Source organism: Bacteroides sp. GD17, from assembly GCF_038448625.1.
Classification (GTDB): Bacteria; Bacteroidota; Bacteroidia; order Bacteroidales; family Bacteroidaceae; genus Bacteroides.
Genome location: NZ_JBCEZS010000001.1, coordinates 212,238 through 229,348 on the forward strand (window position 1 = coordinate 212,238; position 17,111 = coordinate 229,348).

General features: G+C 47.0%; 9 protein-coding genes. 4 read left to right on the top strand and 5 right to left on the bottom strand.

Features of this window, described 5'->3' with window-relative positions:
* Positions 1-62: 62 nt before the first annotated feature.
* Entirely contained in the window at positions 63-1,814 is a 1,752-nt protein-coding gene (locus AAE250_RS00740) for an AAA family ATPase (protein WP_294595562.1), read from the top strand.
* A 10-nt stretch (positions 1,815-1,824) separates the two neighbouring features.
* Here AAE250_RS00740 and ahpF read toward each other — a convergent pair whose 3' ends face one another.
* The 3 genes from ahpF to AAE250_RS00755 form a co-directional block, all read right to left on the bottom strand.
* On the bottom strand, positions 1,825-3,384 hold the full coding sequence (gene ahpF / locus AAE250_RS00745; RefSeq protein ID WP_294595532.1) for an alkyl hydroperoxide reductase subunit F: 1,560 nt from the start codon (positions 3,382-3,384) through the stop codon (positions 1,825-1,827).
* A 281-nt stretch (positions 3,385-3,665) separates the two neighbouring features.
* Positions 3,666-4,232: an alkyl hydroperoxide reductase subunit C gene (ahpC, locus tag AAE250_RS00750; RefSeq protein ID WP_294595530.1), complete on the bottom strand. Its 567-nt coding sequence runs from the start codon at positions 4,230-4,232 to the stop codon at positions 3,666-3,668.
* A gap of 188 nt (positions 4,233-4,420) precedes the next feature.
* Positions 4,421-5,353: a hydrogen peroxide-inducible genes activator gene (locus tag AAE250_RS00755; RefSeq protein WP_294595528.1), complete on the bottom strand. Its 933-nt coding sequence runs from the start codon at positions 5,351-5,353 to the stop codon at positions 4,421-4,423.
* Positions 5,354-5,495: 142 nt separating this feature from the next.
* Here AAE250_RS00755 and AAE250_RS00760 point away from each other — a divergent pair, with 142 nt between their 5' ends.
* Entirely contained in the window at positions 5,496-5,984 is a 489-nt protein-coding gene (locus AAE250_RS00760) for a Dps family protein (protein WP_294595527.1), read from the top strand.
* 195 nt (positions 5,985-6,179) lie between these two features.
* Positions 6,180-8,405: a GH92 family glycosyl hydrolase gene (locus AAE250_RS00765; RefSeq protein WP_294595526.1), complete on the top strand. Its 2,226-nt coding sequence runs from the start codon at positions 6,180-6,182 to the stop codon at positions 8,403-8,405.
* Positions 8,406-8,489: 84 nt separating this feature from the next.
* On the opposite strand, the gene AAE250_RS00770 is transcribed toward AAE250_RS00765, so the two are convergent.
* Complete coding sequence (locus tag AAE250_RS00770) at positions 8,490-12,062, bottom strand: glycoside hydrolase family 2 TIM barrel-domain containing protein (protein WP_294595524.1); 3,573 nt, start codon at positions 12,060-12,062, stop codon at positions 8,490-8,492.
* Positions 12,063-12,072: 10 nt separating this feature from the next.
* Positions 12,073-13,527 (bottom strand): alpha-L-fucosidase, encoded by a 1,455-nt coding sequence (locus AAE250_RS00775; RefSeq protein ID WP_294595522.1) that lies wholly within the window; start codon positions 13,525-13,527, stop codon positions 12,073-12,075.
* Between the two features lie 372 nt (positions 13,528-13,899).
* On the opposite strand from AAE250_RS00775, the gene AAE250_RS00780 reads away from it, so the two are divergent.
* Positions 13,900-17,085 (top strand): SusC/RagA family TonB-linked outer membrane protein, encoded by a 3,186-nt coding sequence (locus AAE250_RS00780; RefSeq protein WP_294595520.1) that lies wholly within the window; start codon positions 13,900-13,902, stop codon positions 17,083-17,085.
* The last annotated feature ends 26 nt before the right edge of the window (positions 17,086-17,111 follow it).

A 17,111-nucleotide genomic window follows, 5' to 3' on the forward strand; every position in this document is an offset into this window, starting at 1 on the left:
CGCAGAAAGCAGGTATCTTTGTCATTGTCTTTGATATAAGTATTCACGTAAAGCATACAATGATGGAAGAACTGATACTCCCCAACCGCCGCCGCATCCCCTATGGCATGATGAACTTCGCCGCCATCCGCCGCGAAAACGCCTACTACGTAGACAAGACCCACTTCATCCCCCTTATAGAAGAAGCCAACCACTTCTTCTTCTTCATCCGCCCCCGCCGCTTCGGCAAGAGCCTTACGCTGAACCTGCTGCAGCACTACTACGACATCCGTACCCGTGATCAGTTCGACGCCCTCTTCTCTGGCCTTTACATCGGAGAGCATCCCACACCAAGCCGTAACAGTTACCTCGTACTGAAACTTAACTTCTCCGGTATCAGTGGAGAACTGAATGATTACCGCAAGGGGTTGGATGCACATTGCCAGACTATGTTCGACTATTTTTGCGATATCTATGCTGACTATCTGCCCCAGGGAATCAAAGAAAAACTGGACGAAAAGCAGGGAGCAGTCGAGCAATTTGAATATCTGTTTACGGAATGCAACAAGACCGGGCAAAAGATATACCTCTTCATCGATGAATACGACCACTTCACCAACGCTATCCTTTCCAGCCCTGAAAGCCTGCATCGATACACCAACGAAACGCATGGCGAAGGCTACCTCCGTGCCTTCTTCAATAAAGTGAAAGCCGGAACAGACTCTAGCATTGAGCGTTGTTTCATTACCGGCGTAAGCCCCGTGACTATGGACGACCTGACTAGCGGATTCAACATCGGTACCAACTATTCCTTATCGCCGGAATTCAACCAAATGATGGGTTTCACGGAAGAAGAAGTGCGTGAGATGCTGACTTATTATTCAACGAACAGTCCTTTCCGTCACACCGTGGACGAATTGATAGAGATGATGAAGCCCTGGTACGACAACTACTGTTTTGCCAAGGAATGCTATGGTGAGACTACTATGTATAACTCTAATATGGTACTCTACTTCGTCGACAACTATATCCAGCGTGGCCGCGCTCCGGAAAAAATGGTGGAAAGCAACATCCGCATCGATTACGAAAAGCTGCGCATGCTCATCCGCAAGGATAAGGAGTTTGCCCATGATGCTTCTATTATACAGACTTTGGTCAGCCAGGGCTTCGTCACCGGAGAACTGAAGGACGGCTTTCCTGCCGTCAGCATTACGAATCCTGATAACTTCGTCAGCCTGCTTTACTACTTCGGTATGCTCACCATTAGCGGTACGTACGAAGGTGAAACTAAACTCACCATCCCCAACATGGTGGTGCAGGAGCAGCTCTATACTTATCTACTCAATACTTACAATGAAGCCGACCTCAGCTTCAGTAGTTACGAGAAAAACGGACTATCCAGCGCTTTGGCTTATCGCGGCGACTGGCAATCCTACTTCGGCTACATCGCCGACTGCCTGAAGCGCTACGCCTCGCAGCGCGACAAGCAGAAAGGCGAATCTTTTGTCCACGGCTTCACCCTTGCCATGACGGCTCAGAACCGCTTCTACCGTCCCATCTCCGAGCAAGATACGCAAGCAGGCTACGTTGATATCTTCCTCTGCCCGATGCTGGAAATCTACTCCGACATGAAGCACAGCTACATCGTAGAGTTGAAGTACGCCAAGTACCGCGACCCCGAAAGCCGTGTAGAAGAACTTCGTCAGGAAGCCATTATCCAAGCCAACCGCTATGCCGACACGGATACGGTGAAGCGTGCCATTGGTACCACACAGTTACATAAGATTATAGTAGTATATAAGGGTATGGAAATGCCGGTGTGCGAAGAGATATAAAACTCAATCGCTACACCACCCCGCGAATCCTGTCATCGAATGCCGACAGCGCCGCCTTGGCGCCTTCGCCCATTGCAATGACAATCTGCTTATAAGGAACGTTCGATACATCCCCTGCGGCATAAACTCCCGGAAGCGTAGTGCGGCAGAAAGCATCTATCTTGATTTCTCCTATCGGCGTCATGTCCAGCATATCGCGGAAAGGAGCGCTGTTGGCAGCCAGTCCGATTTGTACAAAGATACCATCCAACGGGAAATCGCGTTCCTCGCCCGTGATGCGGTCTTTGATGCGGATGGCTGTTACCTTCTCGCCGTTACCGATTACTTGAGTCGTCTGCGAAGAAGTGAATATCTCCACATTCGGCAGATTCCGGGCTTTTTCCTGCAACACCTGGTCGGCCTTCAGCGTATCGGCAAACTCAAAAACGGTTACCTTCTTGCAGATACCTGCCAAGTCGATGGCTGCTTCTATGCCTGAGTTCCCTCCGCCGATAACAGCTACATCCTTGCCTTGATAGAACGGCCCGTCGCAATGCGGGCAGAAAGCAACACCGCGTCCGATGTACTCCGTTTCGCCCTCCACATTCAGTTTCCGCCAGCTTGCACCCGTGGCGATGATGACCGTGGGGGCAGTAAATACCTCTCCACCAATGACGCTGACCGTCTTTTCTTTGCCTTTCAGCTCTACCTTCTCTATCCGGCGTTCTTCAAAGATCTCTACCGGATAGTGTCCGATATGACTTCTTAGCGCATCGGCAAGTTGTGCGCCGGTCGTCTGCGGAACGGAAATAAGGTTCTCGATACCTACCGTTTCCTTCACCTGTCCACCGATGCGCTCGGCAACGATGGCAACGCGCAATCCCTTACGGGCAGAATAAATGGCTGCCGATACTCCGGCAGGTCCGCCACCAAGGACAATGGTATCGAATTCTCTTTGAACAGGCGTCTCGCCTTCCTGCGGCAGGCTGCCGAAGGTTTCTTCCAACTTCTGCAGGAGTTCGCCCAAAGAGCCACGTCCCACGTGCAACAGCTTGCCATTGGCATAAACAGATGGTACGCCTTGTATCTTCAGTGCATCCACCTCTTCCTGATAAAGAGCTCCGTCCACCATCTCGTGCGTGATTTGCGGGTTCAGAAGTGCCATGATGTTCAGGGCTTGTACCACGTCCGGGCAGTTGGTGCAGGTCAGCGATACATAAGTCTGCAAGCGGATGGGACCTTGCAATGCCTTGATACGCCTGCCGATTGCTTCGTCCGGCAGATTTTTCCCCTTTCCATCGGCGTTTAGCACTGCCAACAACAGGGAAGTAAACTCATGTCCGTTCGGTATGCCACGGAACTTGATGCCGGTTTCCGTACCGTCTTTTACGAGGGTGAACTCCAGTTTCGGTTCTTCAGTCTGCATCAGTTGGCAGGATAGATTGCCGGAACAACTGGCTACATCGTCCAGGAAGGACACCAGTTCTTGTGCCTGCTCGTGCTGAGGGTTATAGGCGATGCGGAAGATATAGCGGGCTTCCAGATGCTGGAACAACGCCCGCACTTGGTCTAATATACTTGTTTCTAACATAAATAATAGGTGTTTAAATGGAGTAGCAATACTTCTTTATCTCTCTGTAATATAGCGCGTTGTAGTTTCCTGCCTAAGGGAACGCGCGTTTCTTAATGCAGAAACGGCAGTTTCCATCGTATGGAAACAAGCGTTTCCTATCGTTGGAAACTGTCGTTTCCTTATATGGGAACTGCTGTTTCTCCTTATGGGAACTGTCGTTCCCTCTTATGGAAACGGCCGTCTCCTCTTGCAGAAACGGCCGCTCCCCCTTGTGGGCAACGAAATAGAGTACCGTTTCGTTAGATCTTGCCTACGAGATCGATGCTCGGCTTCAACGTTGCGCTGCCTTTCTTCCACTTGGCGGGACAAACTTCGCCGTCGTGTGTAGCTACGAACTGTGCAGCTTCTACTTTGCGCAACAGTTCGTCGGCATTACGTCCGATGCTGTTGTCCTGTATCTCGGCAAGTTTGATTTGTCCTTCGGGATTTACGAGGAACGTGCCGCGGTAGGCTACGCCTTCTTCTTCAATCATTACTCCGAATGCGCGGCTCAGGGCACCGGTATGGTCGGCCAGCATCGGGTATTTGATTTTGCGGATGCTTTCGGAAGCATCGTGCCATGCTTTGTGCACGAAGTGTGAGTCTGTACTTACAGAGTACACTTCTACGCCCATTGATTGAAACTGCTCGTATTTCTCGGCGATGTCCACCAGTTCGGTAGGGCATACGAAGGTAAAGTCTGCCGGATAGAAGAAGAAAATGGCCCATTTGCCTTTTACGTCTTCGCTTGATACTGTCTTGAAACTTCCGTTGTGGAAAGCCTGAACTTTGAATTCAGGGAGTTGAGAATTGATAATTGATTCCATAATCATAACTTTTTAATAGGTTTAGTACTTTGTTTTACTGCTACAAAGATTGTGCAAACCGAATGCAGAAGCAAGCTCGCTTGATTATGCCGAGGTGCCGCCAATCTTCGCGTTTGCAAAAATATAGCAATATTTCTCGATAGAACAAGAAATCCTATTGAAAGGTTTTATGGGCCGATAGATAGAATCTATACGGCTATCTGAGTTGCCCGTAGAGACAGCATTTCCTTGGGTACAGCACTCTGTATCTCCTTCGTTAATGTTTCTAATAAAGTGTAACGGATAAAGTTCTTGTTGGTCAGCATCACAATCTGCCGCGTAGGGCAGGGGATGGCAAAGGGGCGTATCAGTTCTTTCTGAACCTCGCTCAGTTGCAGCACTGCCAGTTCGGGGATAAATGTAACGCCCTTACCGCTCTCCACCATGCGCATAAAGGTTTCCATGCTGCCAAGATGGTAGGCAAGCTGACTGGTGCGGGCAGCCTTCATCTGGCAGAAGCGTACCAGTTGGTCGCGAAAGCAGTGCCCCTCGTCGAGCAGCCAAAGCTGTTCACCGTTGACGTTAAGGTCGGAAGTACGGATGACTTCATTCTGGGAGAGGGCGTCTTCGCGTGCCACGTAGGCAAAGAACTGTTCGTAGAACAAAGCCGTCTGCTGAAACTCTTCCATACCTGCCAGGCTGGCCACGATGCCGGCATCTACTTCTCCGGTCTGCAGGGCTTTCTTTATGTCGTTTGTCTTCATCTCCACTACTCTTATATCCAGTCCGGGATACTTCTTCATCAGCTGCGGGAAGAAGCGGGGAAGGAGGTATGGGGCGATGGTAGGGAGTATGCCCAGGTTGAATGTCCCGGTAAGGGAATGCTTCTCTTCTTCTATAATGTTCTTTATACGATTGGCCTGAACTAATACATTCTGCGCTTGTTCTATGATGTGGATGCCGATGGGAGTGGGGCATACGGGCTGCTGGCTGCGGTCGAAGATACGGGTGTCCAGCTCTTCTTCCAACTTCTGAATCATGGCGCTCAGTGTGGGTTGTGTCACGCGGCAGTATTCGGCTGCTTTGGCAAAATGGCGGAACTGATTGACGGCAAGGATGTATTCTAATTGTTGTAAAGTCATGATGAATAAGGCGTTTGAATGTTATATATAGAAATGGTCTATGCAAAGATAGAAATTATCTGTTTGACAAGCGTTGCTTTGGCCCTTATCTTTGCATCACAGAACAAAAGAAAATAGTATAAACCTTTAAAATAAAAGAATTATGAAGACTTTAGATTACTTACATTTGAATGAAGAGAAAGTGAACGGCGTAGTAGCAGCATTGCATCAATTATTAGCCGATTTCCAAGTACATTACACCAACCTCCGCGGTTTCCACTGGAACATCAAGGGACACGGTTTCTTTGTATTGCACGAGAAGTTCGAGAGCATGTACGATGATGCCGCCGAGAAAGTAGACGAAATTGCAGAACGCATCCTGATGTTGGGTGGCGTGCCCGAAAACAAGTTCAGTGAATACCTGAAGGTTGCAAAGATTAAAGAAGTGTCCGACATTTCTTGTGGCAGCGAAGCCGTTGACCATATCCTCGAAACTTACGGTTACCTTATCAGTGAAGAGAGAAAAGTGATTGAACTGGCCAACGAAGCCGGAGACGATGTTACTGCCGACTTGATGACCGGTTACCTGAAGGAACAGGAAAAGATGGTTTGGATGCTTGTGGCATTCAGCACGAAGAGCTGTACGAAGTAATAGAGAATGATAAATAGAGTGATAGGGTGATAAGGTGATAATATATGGCCTTATTACCCTATTACTTTATTTATTTCATTATTTAATCCTGCCTTAACCCCTAATTAAGCGTTTGCTTAATCCGCAAGTTCTACATTAGCAGCAAAAATACCAATTAACAATTTTATTAATTAAACTGATGACAGAGTAATACTTATGAAAAAGTTAACTTGCTGCTTTTATCTTGCTCTTTTGCTTGCTTCTTGTGGGCAAAAGACACAGCCGTCTTTGACGGCTTTGGTGAACCCTTTGATGGGAACATCATCTACCTACGAGTTCTCTCATGGCAACACTTATCCGGCGGTAGCCGTGCCTTGGGGAATGAATTTCTGGAGTCCGCAAACCGGAGAAAACGGCAGTGGTTGGATGTACATGTACACAGACAGTCTGATAAGAGGCTTTCGGCAAACACACCAACCCAGCCCGTGGATTAACGACTATGGGACTTTCTCCATTATGCCTCTGTTCGGAGAGCTGGTTATGGATAACAAGCATCGGGGCATGCGCTTCAGCCATGAGAATGAGGTCGCTGCACCGAATTGTTATAGGGTGAAGTTTGATAACGGAGTTACTACAGCTTTATCTGCCACTTCCCGTGGAGCCGTATTGGAAGTTACCTATCCTTCGGAAGCAGAACAATACGTCGTAGTCGATGCCTATCGGCATGATGGGAATCTTGCTTGGGACAAAGAAAAGAACTGTATTTATGGAATCACCCGATACAATAATGGCGGAGTTCCCGATAATTTTGGCAATCATTTCATTGTAGAGTTCGATAAGCCCGTTGTCGAAGCCGGTACCGACGAAAATGCTTGTGCTTACGTCAGGTTTCATCTGAAGGCCGGCGAGAAATTGACCATACGTACGGCTTCTTCTTTTATTTGTCACGAGCAGGCACGTTTGAATTTTGACCGTGAGGTTGCCGGACGTTCACTCCAAGATATTTCGGCAAATGCGGCGAAAAGCTGGAATGAGCATATGGGGCGTATCAAAATAGAGGGAGGAACGGCTGAGCAGCAGAGAACGTTTTATTCTTGCTTGTACCGTACTCTTCTTTTTCCACGCGAGTTCTATGAGTTCGATGCAAATGGGGAGCCTGTCTATTACAGTCCTTACGACGGGCAGGTACACCAAGGATATATGTATACTGACAATGGATTTTGGGATACTTTCCGTGCTGTGCATCCCTTGTTTACCTTGCTGTATCCTGAGGTGAGCGAACGCATCATGCAGTCCATTGTGAATGCTTATGACGAAAGTGGTTTTATGCCCGAATGGGCGAGCCCGGGACATCGTGGTTGTATGATAGGGAACAATTCTATCTCCATACTGGCCGATGCCTGGATGAAAGGCATACGAACCTTTGATAAAGAAAAAGCACTGGCTGCGATGTTGCACCAGACGCAGGCGCGTGATGCGGATATTTCTTCAGTGGGACGCGACGGCTATGCAGAATATGACAGTTTGGGTTATGTGCCCTATCCTGAAGTGCACGAAGCTACTGCCAAGACGTTGGAATATGCTTATGCCGACTGGTGCTTGGCACGTTTTGCCGAAGAGACAGGCCATAAGGAGGTAGCTGAAGCTTACTATAGGAAAGCACAGAACTATCGCAATCTGTTCTATCCTGAAAAAGGCTTTATGTGGGCGAAAGATGCTTCCGGCAGGTGGCGTGAAAACTTTGATGCAACGGAATGGGGCGGCCCTTTCACGGAAGGATGTTCCTGGCACTGGACGTGGAGCGTGTTTCATGATCCTGAAGGACTATCTTCATTGCTGGGCGGTCATACACAGATGGCGGCACGTCTCGACTCTATGTTTACGGCTCCCAATACTTTCAATTACGGTACGTATGGCTTCGTTATCCATGAAATAGCCGAAATGGTGGCTCTGAATATGGGACAGTATGCTCACGGCAATCAGCCCGTACAGCATGCTATCTATTTATACAACTATGCCGGTCAGCCTTGGAAGGCACAATACCATGCCCGTAATGTGTTGAATAAACTCTATAATTCCGGTCCTGCCGGCTATTGTGGTGACGAAGACAATGGACAGACCTCGGCATGGTATGTATTTACGGCACTTGGCTTCTATCCGGTTTGTCCGGGGGCTTCCGAGTATGTCTTGGGCAGTCCGCTGTTTCCGAAAGCTACTCTTTCACTGCCCGGTGGCAATACGTTTGTAATTGATGCGGAAGGTGTTTCGGACGAAGCATGTTATATTCGTTCGGCAGAATTGAATGGGCAGGATTTCACTCGCAATTATTTGAAACATGAAGAACTGTTGAAGGGAGGGCAGTTCCGTTTGGTAATGGATAGTGTCCCTAATATGAAAAGAGGTATAAACCCGGAAGATTTTCCATATTCTTATAGCAAATAAGATTCAGTGGAACTATAATGAAAGAAGCGGAGACCATTCGATTGGTTTCCGCTTCTTTTATGATTTAATATTTGTACCGTTTGTCTACCTTACGGCCTCTATACGGAAAGCATATTGATATGTGCTATCCTTCTTTATTTCGTACTTCGGGCGTGGGCCGGGGCCGCAACTGGCGTTTCCAATACCACGTTGTATGCAATCCAGGTTCAGCACTATTTCATTGCGGCGGATGTTTTCGAGGTCGTGCCCATACTTCACTTGCCATAATTCGCGATCGGTGTAGTGCAAGGCCGAGAAGTCAAATGTGCCATAAGCAGTGATTTTAATGCCTTGGCCGTTGTTGTCCGTCAGAGTCAACCAGCGGGTGTCGCATCGCCCTCCCATAGTTTGGGCGCGGGCATAATGTTCGCCCATATCCTCTACCATAGAGGAATAAAGACCTACGTAGGCCGCATTCTTGCGATCCTGATAGTTCTCTATCGGTCCGCGTCCGAACCATGTCAGATTCTTCAGGACAGGGTTGAGGCTGGTCTGCAGAGCCAGACGGGGCAGATTGAAGTCGGCTCCGGTCTTGAAGCTGGCGTCTACATCGATGGCGCCGTTACCATGAACGATGTATGTGACGGTGTGTGGAACGCTTATTTTTCCTACAATGGCTTCCAGTTCGGCAACCACGCGGGCAGAGCTCTTGTCAGCAGAAAGTTCCCAACTGAAATCTTGAAGGTTGATAATGGTATTGGTCCAATTGCGGAAATCGTTATTAATGGCACGATACCAATTCAACTCGGGACCTTGCTGGCGATGCAATATTTCCTGTTCACCGTCGTAGCGTAGGCCGATGAGTTTTCCTGTAGTCATGTCGAAGGAAACCTCACAAACCTTGTTCTTGAGGCGGAGATAGCGGCGTTCTTCTTCATAGGCTTTCAGCTCTTCTTTGCCCGGGGTATCGGGAGTGATCTCGGTGGGGCAGTTCTCCTTCTTGTTCAGGGCGAATTGCTCGGTGGCTACCACATGGCCTGCGGGTGCCCATACACAATCGTGTTTCAATTTTACTTCGAAATTTACAAAGTATTCGGCATCGGGGTCGGTGAGGTGACGTTCCAGCGGGACATAAATGGTACGGCGCTCGGTAGGTTTGGCATCGGGCAGCCCGAATTCTTCTTCTTTAATTATCTTTCCGTCTTTCTCGAGTGTGTAATGCAGGTTAAAGTGTGTCAGGTTGTGGGAAGTGTAGCGATTGTGTAACTCCACACTGTTTTTGTCGTTCATCTTGAAGGAGATGTATTGATACACCTTTTTTACTTCCAGCAATTTTGGAGTGACGCGGCGGTCGGCGGTGACGAGACCGTTACAACAGAAGTCGTTGTCGTTGGGTGTATCGCCGAAGCTGCCACCGAAGAAGAGGCGGTTCTTTGCTTCGCCGGGCTTATTGAGTGCCTGGTCTGCCCAATCCCAAATGCAGCCGCCTATCATGCGGTTGGAGTGGTATTCAATGTAATCCCAATACTCCTCGAGATTACCGACAGCATTACCCATGGCGTGGGCGTATTCGCATAGGAAGTACGGTTTGTTTCTCGGTAGGCGATCCTGTTCTATCATACTTTCGATAGAGGGATACATGCGTGAGTCAATGTCTGCTTGATCGTTCATCCCCTCGTAGTGGATGGGACGGTCGTCAATGGCTTGGACGGCGTTATATTCGGCTGTGATGTTACAGCCGCCCCCCGATTCGTTTCCTAAAGACCAGAAGATGACGGATGGATGGTTTTTGTCACGCTGTACCATACGGACGGCACGATCTACAAAAGCGGTTTCCCAGGTAGGGTTGTCGGTGAGCGACATATTGCCATGACATTCCTGATCAGCTTCATCCATTACGTAGAGACCGTAGTAGTCATAGAGGGCATACATTTTCGGATCGTTGGGATAGTGGCTGGTGCGGATCGTATTCAGGTTGTGGCGCTTGAAGAGGAGGATATCCTCGATCATGCTTTCCACCGGAATGGCTTTGCCGTATTGCGGGTGAATATCGTGACGGTTGGCACCTTTGAAAAGGGTGAGCATACCGTTGATATAAACCTTGTTGTTGCGGATTTCGATGCGACGGAATCCATACTGTTGGCTGGTAGCTTCGGTTACCCGGCCTTGCTCGTCAAGGAGTTCTACGTTGACGGTGTAAAGGTAGGGTGTTTCAGCACTCCACAGTTTGGGGTCGCGGATTGTTCCGCGGCTGTTCACGGTAACCTCCTTGCCTGCAGGCAGAGTGCCGGTAGGGGTGGTGGATTGTCGCAGTTGTTTTCCGCTTCCATCGAGTAGAGAGATGCGGACAGAGGCGTTGGCAAGCGTCTTGCCATGGTTCTTGATTTGGCTCTTTACGTTCAGTTCGGCTTTATCATAGCGGGGGCTGAGGACAGAAGTCAGATGCAGGTCACGGAGTTGTACTTTTGGTGTTGCCACAAGATAAACATCACGGTGAATACCGCTCAGACGGAACATGTCCTGGTCTTCTAAATAACTTCCATCCGACCATCGATAGACTTCCACAGCGAGAAGGTTTTTACCCGGGCATACGTAGCGGGTAATGTTGAATCGAGCATCGTTGTTGGCACCTTGGCTGTAACCCACTTTCTTTCCGTTGACCCACAGATACATGGCGCTGTAGACGCCGTCGAAATGAATGAAGACTTCTTTATCAGTCCAGTTGGCAGGCAGGATGAACTCGTGGCGGTAGGAACCTACAGCATTGGGCTCATCTTTCTCTACAGTATAGCCACGCTGACCCTGAATGAAAGGCGGGTTATTACGGAAGGGGTAGGTGATGTTGGTGTAAATGGGTGTGCCGTAGCCGTGCATTTCCCAATTGGAAGGGACAGGGATTACGGACCAAGTTGACGTATCATAATTTGTTTTATAGAAGTCTTTCGGCCGATCTTCGGGTTGCTTTGCCCAGTTGAATTTCCAATTACCGTTTAGCAAGAGGTAGCGGCTGGAGTGGGTTCGTTTCCACGGGTATTGGTAGGCAGGATCCGCTTTCATTTCCTCCATACTAGCGTAGGGGATAAATGTTGAGTGCCCGTCTTCTTTGTTGATGCCGATGACATGCTGGTTCTCCCAATCATTTTTGCTGCTGGTTTTCAGAGGATCTGCTTTCACTTTGACGGAGGATTTCACAAGTACCCATTGTTGGTTGATCTGACTGACGTCAGGTTTTAGTTGGAAGATGGGTTCACCCACCAGTCCGGCATCGGGGAAGCCGAGGTTGTAACCACTTGCCAAGCTGGTGAAGGTATAGTGTCCATTAGCTTGTTTTTCCACTCTCCAACGCTGGTTGGAGTTGTTCGAGTCGCTGCTCCATTGCAAGACGCTACGTTCTATGGCCCCACTGCCACCGTTGTCGATGGCTTGCTGGGAGAGGGGGCTGACAATACAATAGATGTCTTTTTCTACCGGCAGGAATTGCCATACCTGCGATTCCTTACCTGGTATGCGTTTGGAAATGAATATCTTGGAGCCGGTATCTACGCTTTCCTGATTGTCTATTGCCAAACCGTTCAGTGTATGGATTTCGTAAACCTGACTCGGGTCTATGGTCTGTGCTGTAATGCTGAGCGTACAGAAAACAGCGAGACCGAAGAGGAGTTTCTTTATAGTTTGCATAGCTGTTGTTTTAGTTGAAAATTTCTGCTTGGCGATATACTCCGAATGTGTGGATAGCGGGGCAGGCGCGACCATCTTCGATTCGGAGGCGTACATACTGGGCTGTCACCGGGGTAAACCGTACAATCCATTTATATCCGATACATTGTTTATCGGTAGCTTCGGGGATGCTTTTCCAGTCTTTGCCATTGTTGGAGTATTCCACACTCCAACGTGAAGTGCGTTGTCCCAGTTCGATAACTTCTTCTGCCATCAGGCAGTCGAAGGTGGCAGGGCGAGGCAGAGTGAAGGTAATGTCGCTTTTCACACGTCCGTCTTGTCCGGCATAGTAGGTTTTTTTATCGTTATCTATAAGATAGCGGGCATCGAATTTACCGCCCCGATTGTTGCTAGCACTCACACGACTGTCTGCGAGAAGGTTCTTACTGAAGGTTTCGCGGATACCTTGGTTCAGTTGGGCTACATGCAGGGAGTCTTTTGAATGTAACAAACCGCGGCGGTCGGGTGGGAGGTTGAGTAGCAGTACGCTGTTGTGACCTACGGAGGTGCAGTAGATGTCCCAAAGCTCTTTAACGGTTTTTACGCGGATATCTTCTTCTTCGTGATAGAACCAGCTGGGGCGGATGGAGACGTCTGTTTCAGCGGGAATGTAGGCATTTCCTTCGAAAATACCGTTGTTCAGTCCTTCATAGTAGGCAGCTTCATCGCGGATGGCAATGGAGTCGGTGGTAGCCCAGCAAGGATCACCTGCTTGCCCTGCCTCATTGCCCATCCAGCGGACATCGCCGAAAGGATAGGAATTCTTTGTACCGAAGATGACGCAGTCGGGTTGTTTCTCACGAACAATTTTGTACCAATGGGTATAGATGGGGGTAGTGAGTTCGTCAGCTCCGGCACCATCCCACCAGGTTTCCCAAATCTTTCCATAGCCTCCCATTAGCTCTTCCAGTTGGGCGGCATAGTAGTGCTTGTATTTCTCAGTGGTGTAGTCTGGACGCAGATGCTCGTGGCGGTCATGGGGGCCGAGGTAGATGCCGGCTTTGATGCCATATTCTTCACAAGCATCAGTGAATTCGCGTACAACATCACCTTTCCCGTTTTTCCAAGTAGCGTTTTTCACGCAGTAATCTGTATATTGACTAGGCCATAGGCAGAAGCCGTCGGCATGCTTGGCAGTGAGGATAGCAGCGGGGATGCCTGCTGATTTCAAAACTTGCATCCATTGAGTGCAGTCGAGGGCGGTAGGATTGAAGAGAGCGGTAGATGCTTTTCCATCGCCTTCGTTGACAAAATCTTCAAAGGTGTTGAGGCCAAAGTGGAAGAACGCTATCATTTCACGGTTATACCATTCTATCTGTCGTTCACTGGGGAGCAAACCGCAAGGTTCGGGGGCTTTCTGGGCTGTGATCGATGTACAGGCTGCTGCGGTTAGTCCGGCGGTAAGGAATAATTTTTTTAGTTTCATGATCTAATTGGATTAATAAATATAAGAATTGATTATGTGTGTTTTAGAACCGTAGGCAAAATTAAGAAAAGTAGGTTAGTAATTGGGTTAAATATAGATTAGGGCGAATATTAATAGTCGAATTTCTTTGTTAACCGCAGATTCTTTCTGTTTCTTTAGCCTATTTTGCATTTGTCATTTGACGTAATCAATATTATTCCTTTTGGGACTTTATGAAGGTTAATAAAAAAACGGAGAGGTTAACGGTGGCATTAATCGTTGTTTAATCGCCTATTTAAGATGTGCTTAGTAGTTTTGCCTACGTTTTGGAACCTTAGTGGGAAATACAGAGTCCCACATATATATTAATAATACTAAATTAAAAAACACAGTATGAAAAGACTTGGAGTTGTAGAAAAAGCCGTTAGGGCTTCAGGGCTGATAGTCCTTCTCACGGGTGTGGGTTTTCAGCCATGCCTTGCTTCGCAGAGTGTTACCGTATCATCACTCGAAACGGTAAACATCGCACAACAGAGCATTCTTATAAAAGGTAAAGTCATTGATAAAACTGGTGAAGGTTTGCCGGGAGCTACCGTACGGATTATAGGAAAAGACCAGGGAGCTATTACCGACTTCGATGGTAACTTTACGATTGAAGTAGCAAAAGGAGCAAAATTGGAAATCTCGTTCATCGGTTATATTAGTAAGGTAGTGTCCATTGCTGATCAGAATAACCTGACTGTCACTTTGGAAGAGGATAGCAAAGCTTTAGATGAAGTAGTTGTTGTCGGCTATGGTACACAGAAAAAAGTTAATTTGACTGGCGCTGTAGCCAGTGTTTCGTCTGAAGTATTGGATAGTCGTCCGATAACAAATTTGAGCCAGGGGCTGCAAGGTATGATTGGCAATCTGAATATTACAGCCAGCAATGGTTCACCGGGAAAAGGATATGGTTTTAATGTGCGTGGTACTACTTCCATTAATTCTGCCGGACCGTTAGTGTTGGTAGACGGTGTACAGATGGACCCCAACCTGATAAATCCTGCCGATGTAGAGAGCGTATCAGTTTTGAAAGATGCTGCTTCTGCATCTATTTACGGAACACAAGCTGCTTATGGTGTAGTACTTATCACAACGAAGAAAGGGAAAAAGCAGGAAGCCAAGGTTTCATTCTCAAGCAATTGGTCATTAAATAGCCCTACAAAAATTCCAGAATACATGGATTCATGGACTTTTGCTAATTTTCATAATCTGACTAACCGTAATTCGGGTGGCGGTGATTATTATGATCAAAACTATATGGATCATATTTATGCTTATTATACTGACCCGAAACACAATTTACCGGTGTTTATTGATCCGTCTAATCCTGATAAATATTTGTATTGCGGTAATACGGACTGGATTGAAGAAACCCGAAAGACTACGACTTTATTACAACAGCACACATTGTCCATTAATGGTGGTGCGGGAAAGACGAACTATTATGGTTCGGTAGGTTTTATGGACCAGGAAGGGCAACTGAAGCATTACGATGATGAATACCGTCGTTTTAATGTGGCTCTGAATGTTAATTCAGAAATACGGAAGTGGCTACAGATTGGTATGAAGATAAACTATAATCATACGAAGCATGACACTCCTTACGGTCATAACAGTAACGATATGGAAGCGGCTTTCTATGGTGCCGACCTGCGCCCCTTCATGCCTGTCTATCATCCGGATGGTAATTACTCCGGGCAAGGTAGCTGGACCAACATGGTCGCTACTCAGGCTATCTCGGGTAGCCGTGTACATAAAGAAAATGATTTATGGCTGACTGGAACAATGAAAATCAATCCTTTGAAAGGGTGGAGCATCAATATGGACTATACCTTCAATATGTATATGTTGAACAAGAAATATCATGGAAAAGAGATTATTGAGCATTATGCAAATCCTGACGTAACCACTATTTTCCCGCATATCACTCCCAGTACAGTGAAATATACGGCAGACGATAACTACTATCAAGTATTTAATTTATATAGTAACTATGAACATGGTTTTGGCAAACACAATGTGAAACTTCTGGTCGGTTACAATTATGAGCGTAAAGATTATCGTTGGTTTGATGCCGAGCGACAGAATCTGATTAGTCAGGATATTGCCTCATTAGGAATGGCGTATGGAGAGAAATATAATGGTAGTGGTGAACATGCTTGGGCCACTATGGGCTATTTTGCCCGCATCAACTATAATTATGATGAACGTTATTTGTTGGAATTGAATGGACGCTATGATGGTTCTTCCAAGTTCCCTAAGGACAACCGTTTTGCATTTTTTCCCTCTTTCTCTGCTGCATGGCGTATTTCAAATGAAGCATTCTTTGAAGGTGTCAAGAAATATGTGGATGAACTAAAACTCCGTGCCTCTTATGGTTCGTTAGGTAACCAGACAGTAGGTGGTGATTATCCTTATATATCAACGATGGGAGCCAATGGTGAAATGGGCTATTTGGTAGATGGCAAGAAAATAGCAAGCGTAACTCCCGGCGGTATTGTCAGTCCGATTCTTACTTGGGAAACTGTTCGGCAAATGGACTTCGGAATAGATTGGGTATTACTGGATAATCGTCTATATGGTACATTTGATTGGTATCAGCGTATGACGTATGATATGGTAACGAATGGTACTCCGCTACCTGCAGTATTGGGTACGGGAGCTCCACAGGCCAATACAGCCGACCTTAAAACTACCGGTTGGGAATTGAATATCGGTTGGAGAGACTGTCTTGAAAGCGGATTCTCTTATGACGTTAGTTTTGTATTGTCTGATTATAAAGCGAAAATCACGCGATTTAACAATCCTGAGAAATTACTATTTAGTGGTGATAAGGCTCAAAACTATACAGGTAAGCAATGGGGAGAAATTTGGGGATTTGTAACAGAAGGCTTATTCCAAAGTGAAGAAGAGATAAAGAACCATGTTGACCAGTCAGAAATTTATGGTGGCAATTGGTATCCGGGAGATGTGAAGTACAAGAATCTGGATGGCGATGACAAGATCTCATATGGCAAGAATACAGCTGATGATCCGGGTGACCGTAAAGTCATTGGTAACAGTGAACCACGTTATTCTTATGGCATTAAAGCTGATGCACAGTGGAAAGGTTTTGATTTAAGTATTTTCTTCCAAGGTGTGGGTAAAAAGGATGTTGAATTAAGTGGCAATCAGTTTTGGGGCTTTGGCAATGAATGGCATGTTCCATTCCCTCACGCGTTGGATAGTTGGACGGAAGACAATCGTAATGCTTATTTCCCACGTTCCACTTACGATAACGTAACAGGAAATCGTGTAACTCAGACTCGGTATCTGCAAGATGCCTCCTATCTTCGTTTGAAAAACCTTACTATAGGATATACATTGCCGAAGGCATTGCTGGAAAGATGGAAAATAGACAACATACGTCTGTATATGAGCGGACAGAATCTGCTGACGTTCGACCATCTTTTTGATATCTACGATCCGGAGACTGTTAATATTGGTGCATATCCATTACAGAAATCTATTTCATTCGGTTTAAATATAACACTCTAAAAATCTGATAATTCATGAAAACAAAA

Coding starts and splice junctions, on each gene's coding strand:
- AAE250_RS00740 (WP_294595562.1), top strand. CDS start 63: ATGGAAGAACTGATACTCCCCAACCGCCGCCGCATCCCCTATGGCATG.
- ahpF (WP_294595532.1), bottom strand. CDS start 3,384: ATGTTAGAAACAAGTATATTAGACCAAGTGCGGGCGTTGTTCCAGCAT.
- ahpC (WP_294595530.1), bottom strand. CDS start 4,232: ATGGAATCAATTATCAATTCTCAACTCCCTGAATTCAAAGTTCAGGCT.
- AAE250_RS00755 (WP_294595528.1), bottom strand. CDS start 5,353: ATGACTTTACAACAATTAGAATACATCCTTGCCGTCAATCAGTTCCGC.
- AAE250_RS00760 (WP_294595527.1), top strand. CDS start 5,496: ATGAAGACTTTAGATTACTTACATTTGAATGAAGAGAAAGTGAACGGC.
- AAE250_RS00765 (WP_294595526.1), top strand. CDS start 6,180: ATGAAAAAGTTAACTTGCTGCTTTTATCTTGCTCTTTTGCTTGCTTCT.
- AAE250_RS00770 (WP_294595524.1), bottom strand. CDS start 12,062: ATGCAAACTATAAAGAAACTCCTCTTCGGTCTCGCTGTTTTCTGTACG.
- AAE250_RS00775 (WP_294595522.1), bottom strand. CDS start 13,527: ATGAAACTAAAAAAATTATTCCTTACCGCCGGACTAACCGCAGCAGCC.
- AAE250_RS00780 (WP_294595520.1), top strand. CDS start 13,900: ATGAAAAGACTTGGAGTTGTAGAAAAAGCCGTTAGGGCTTCAGGGCTG.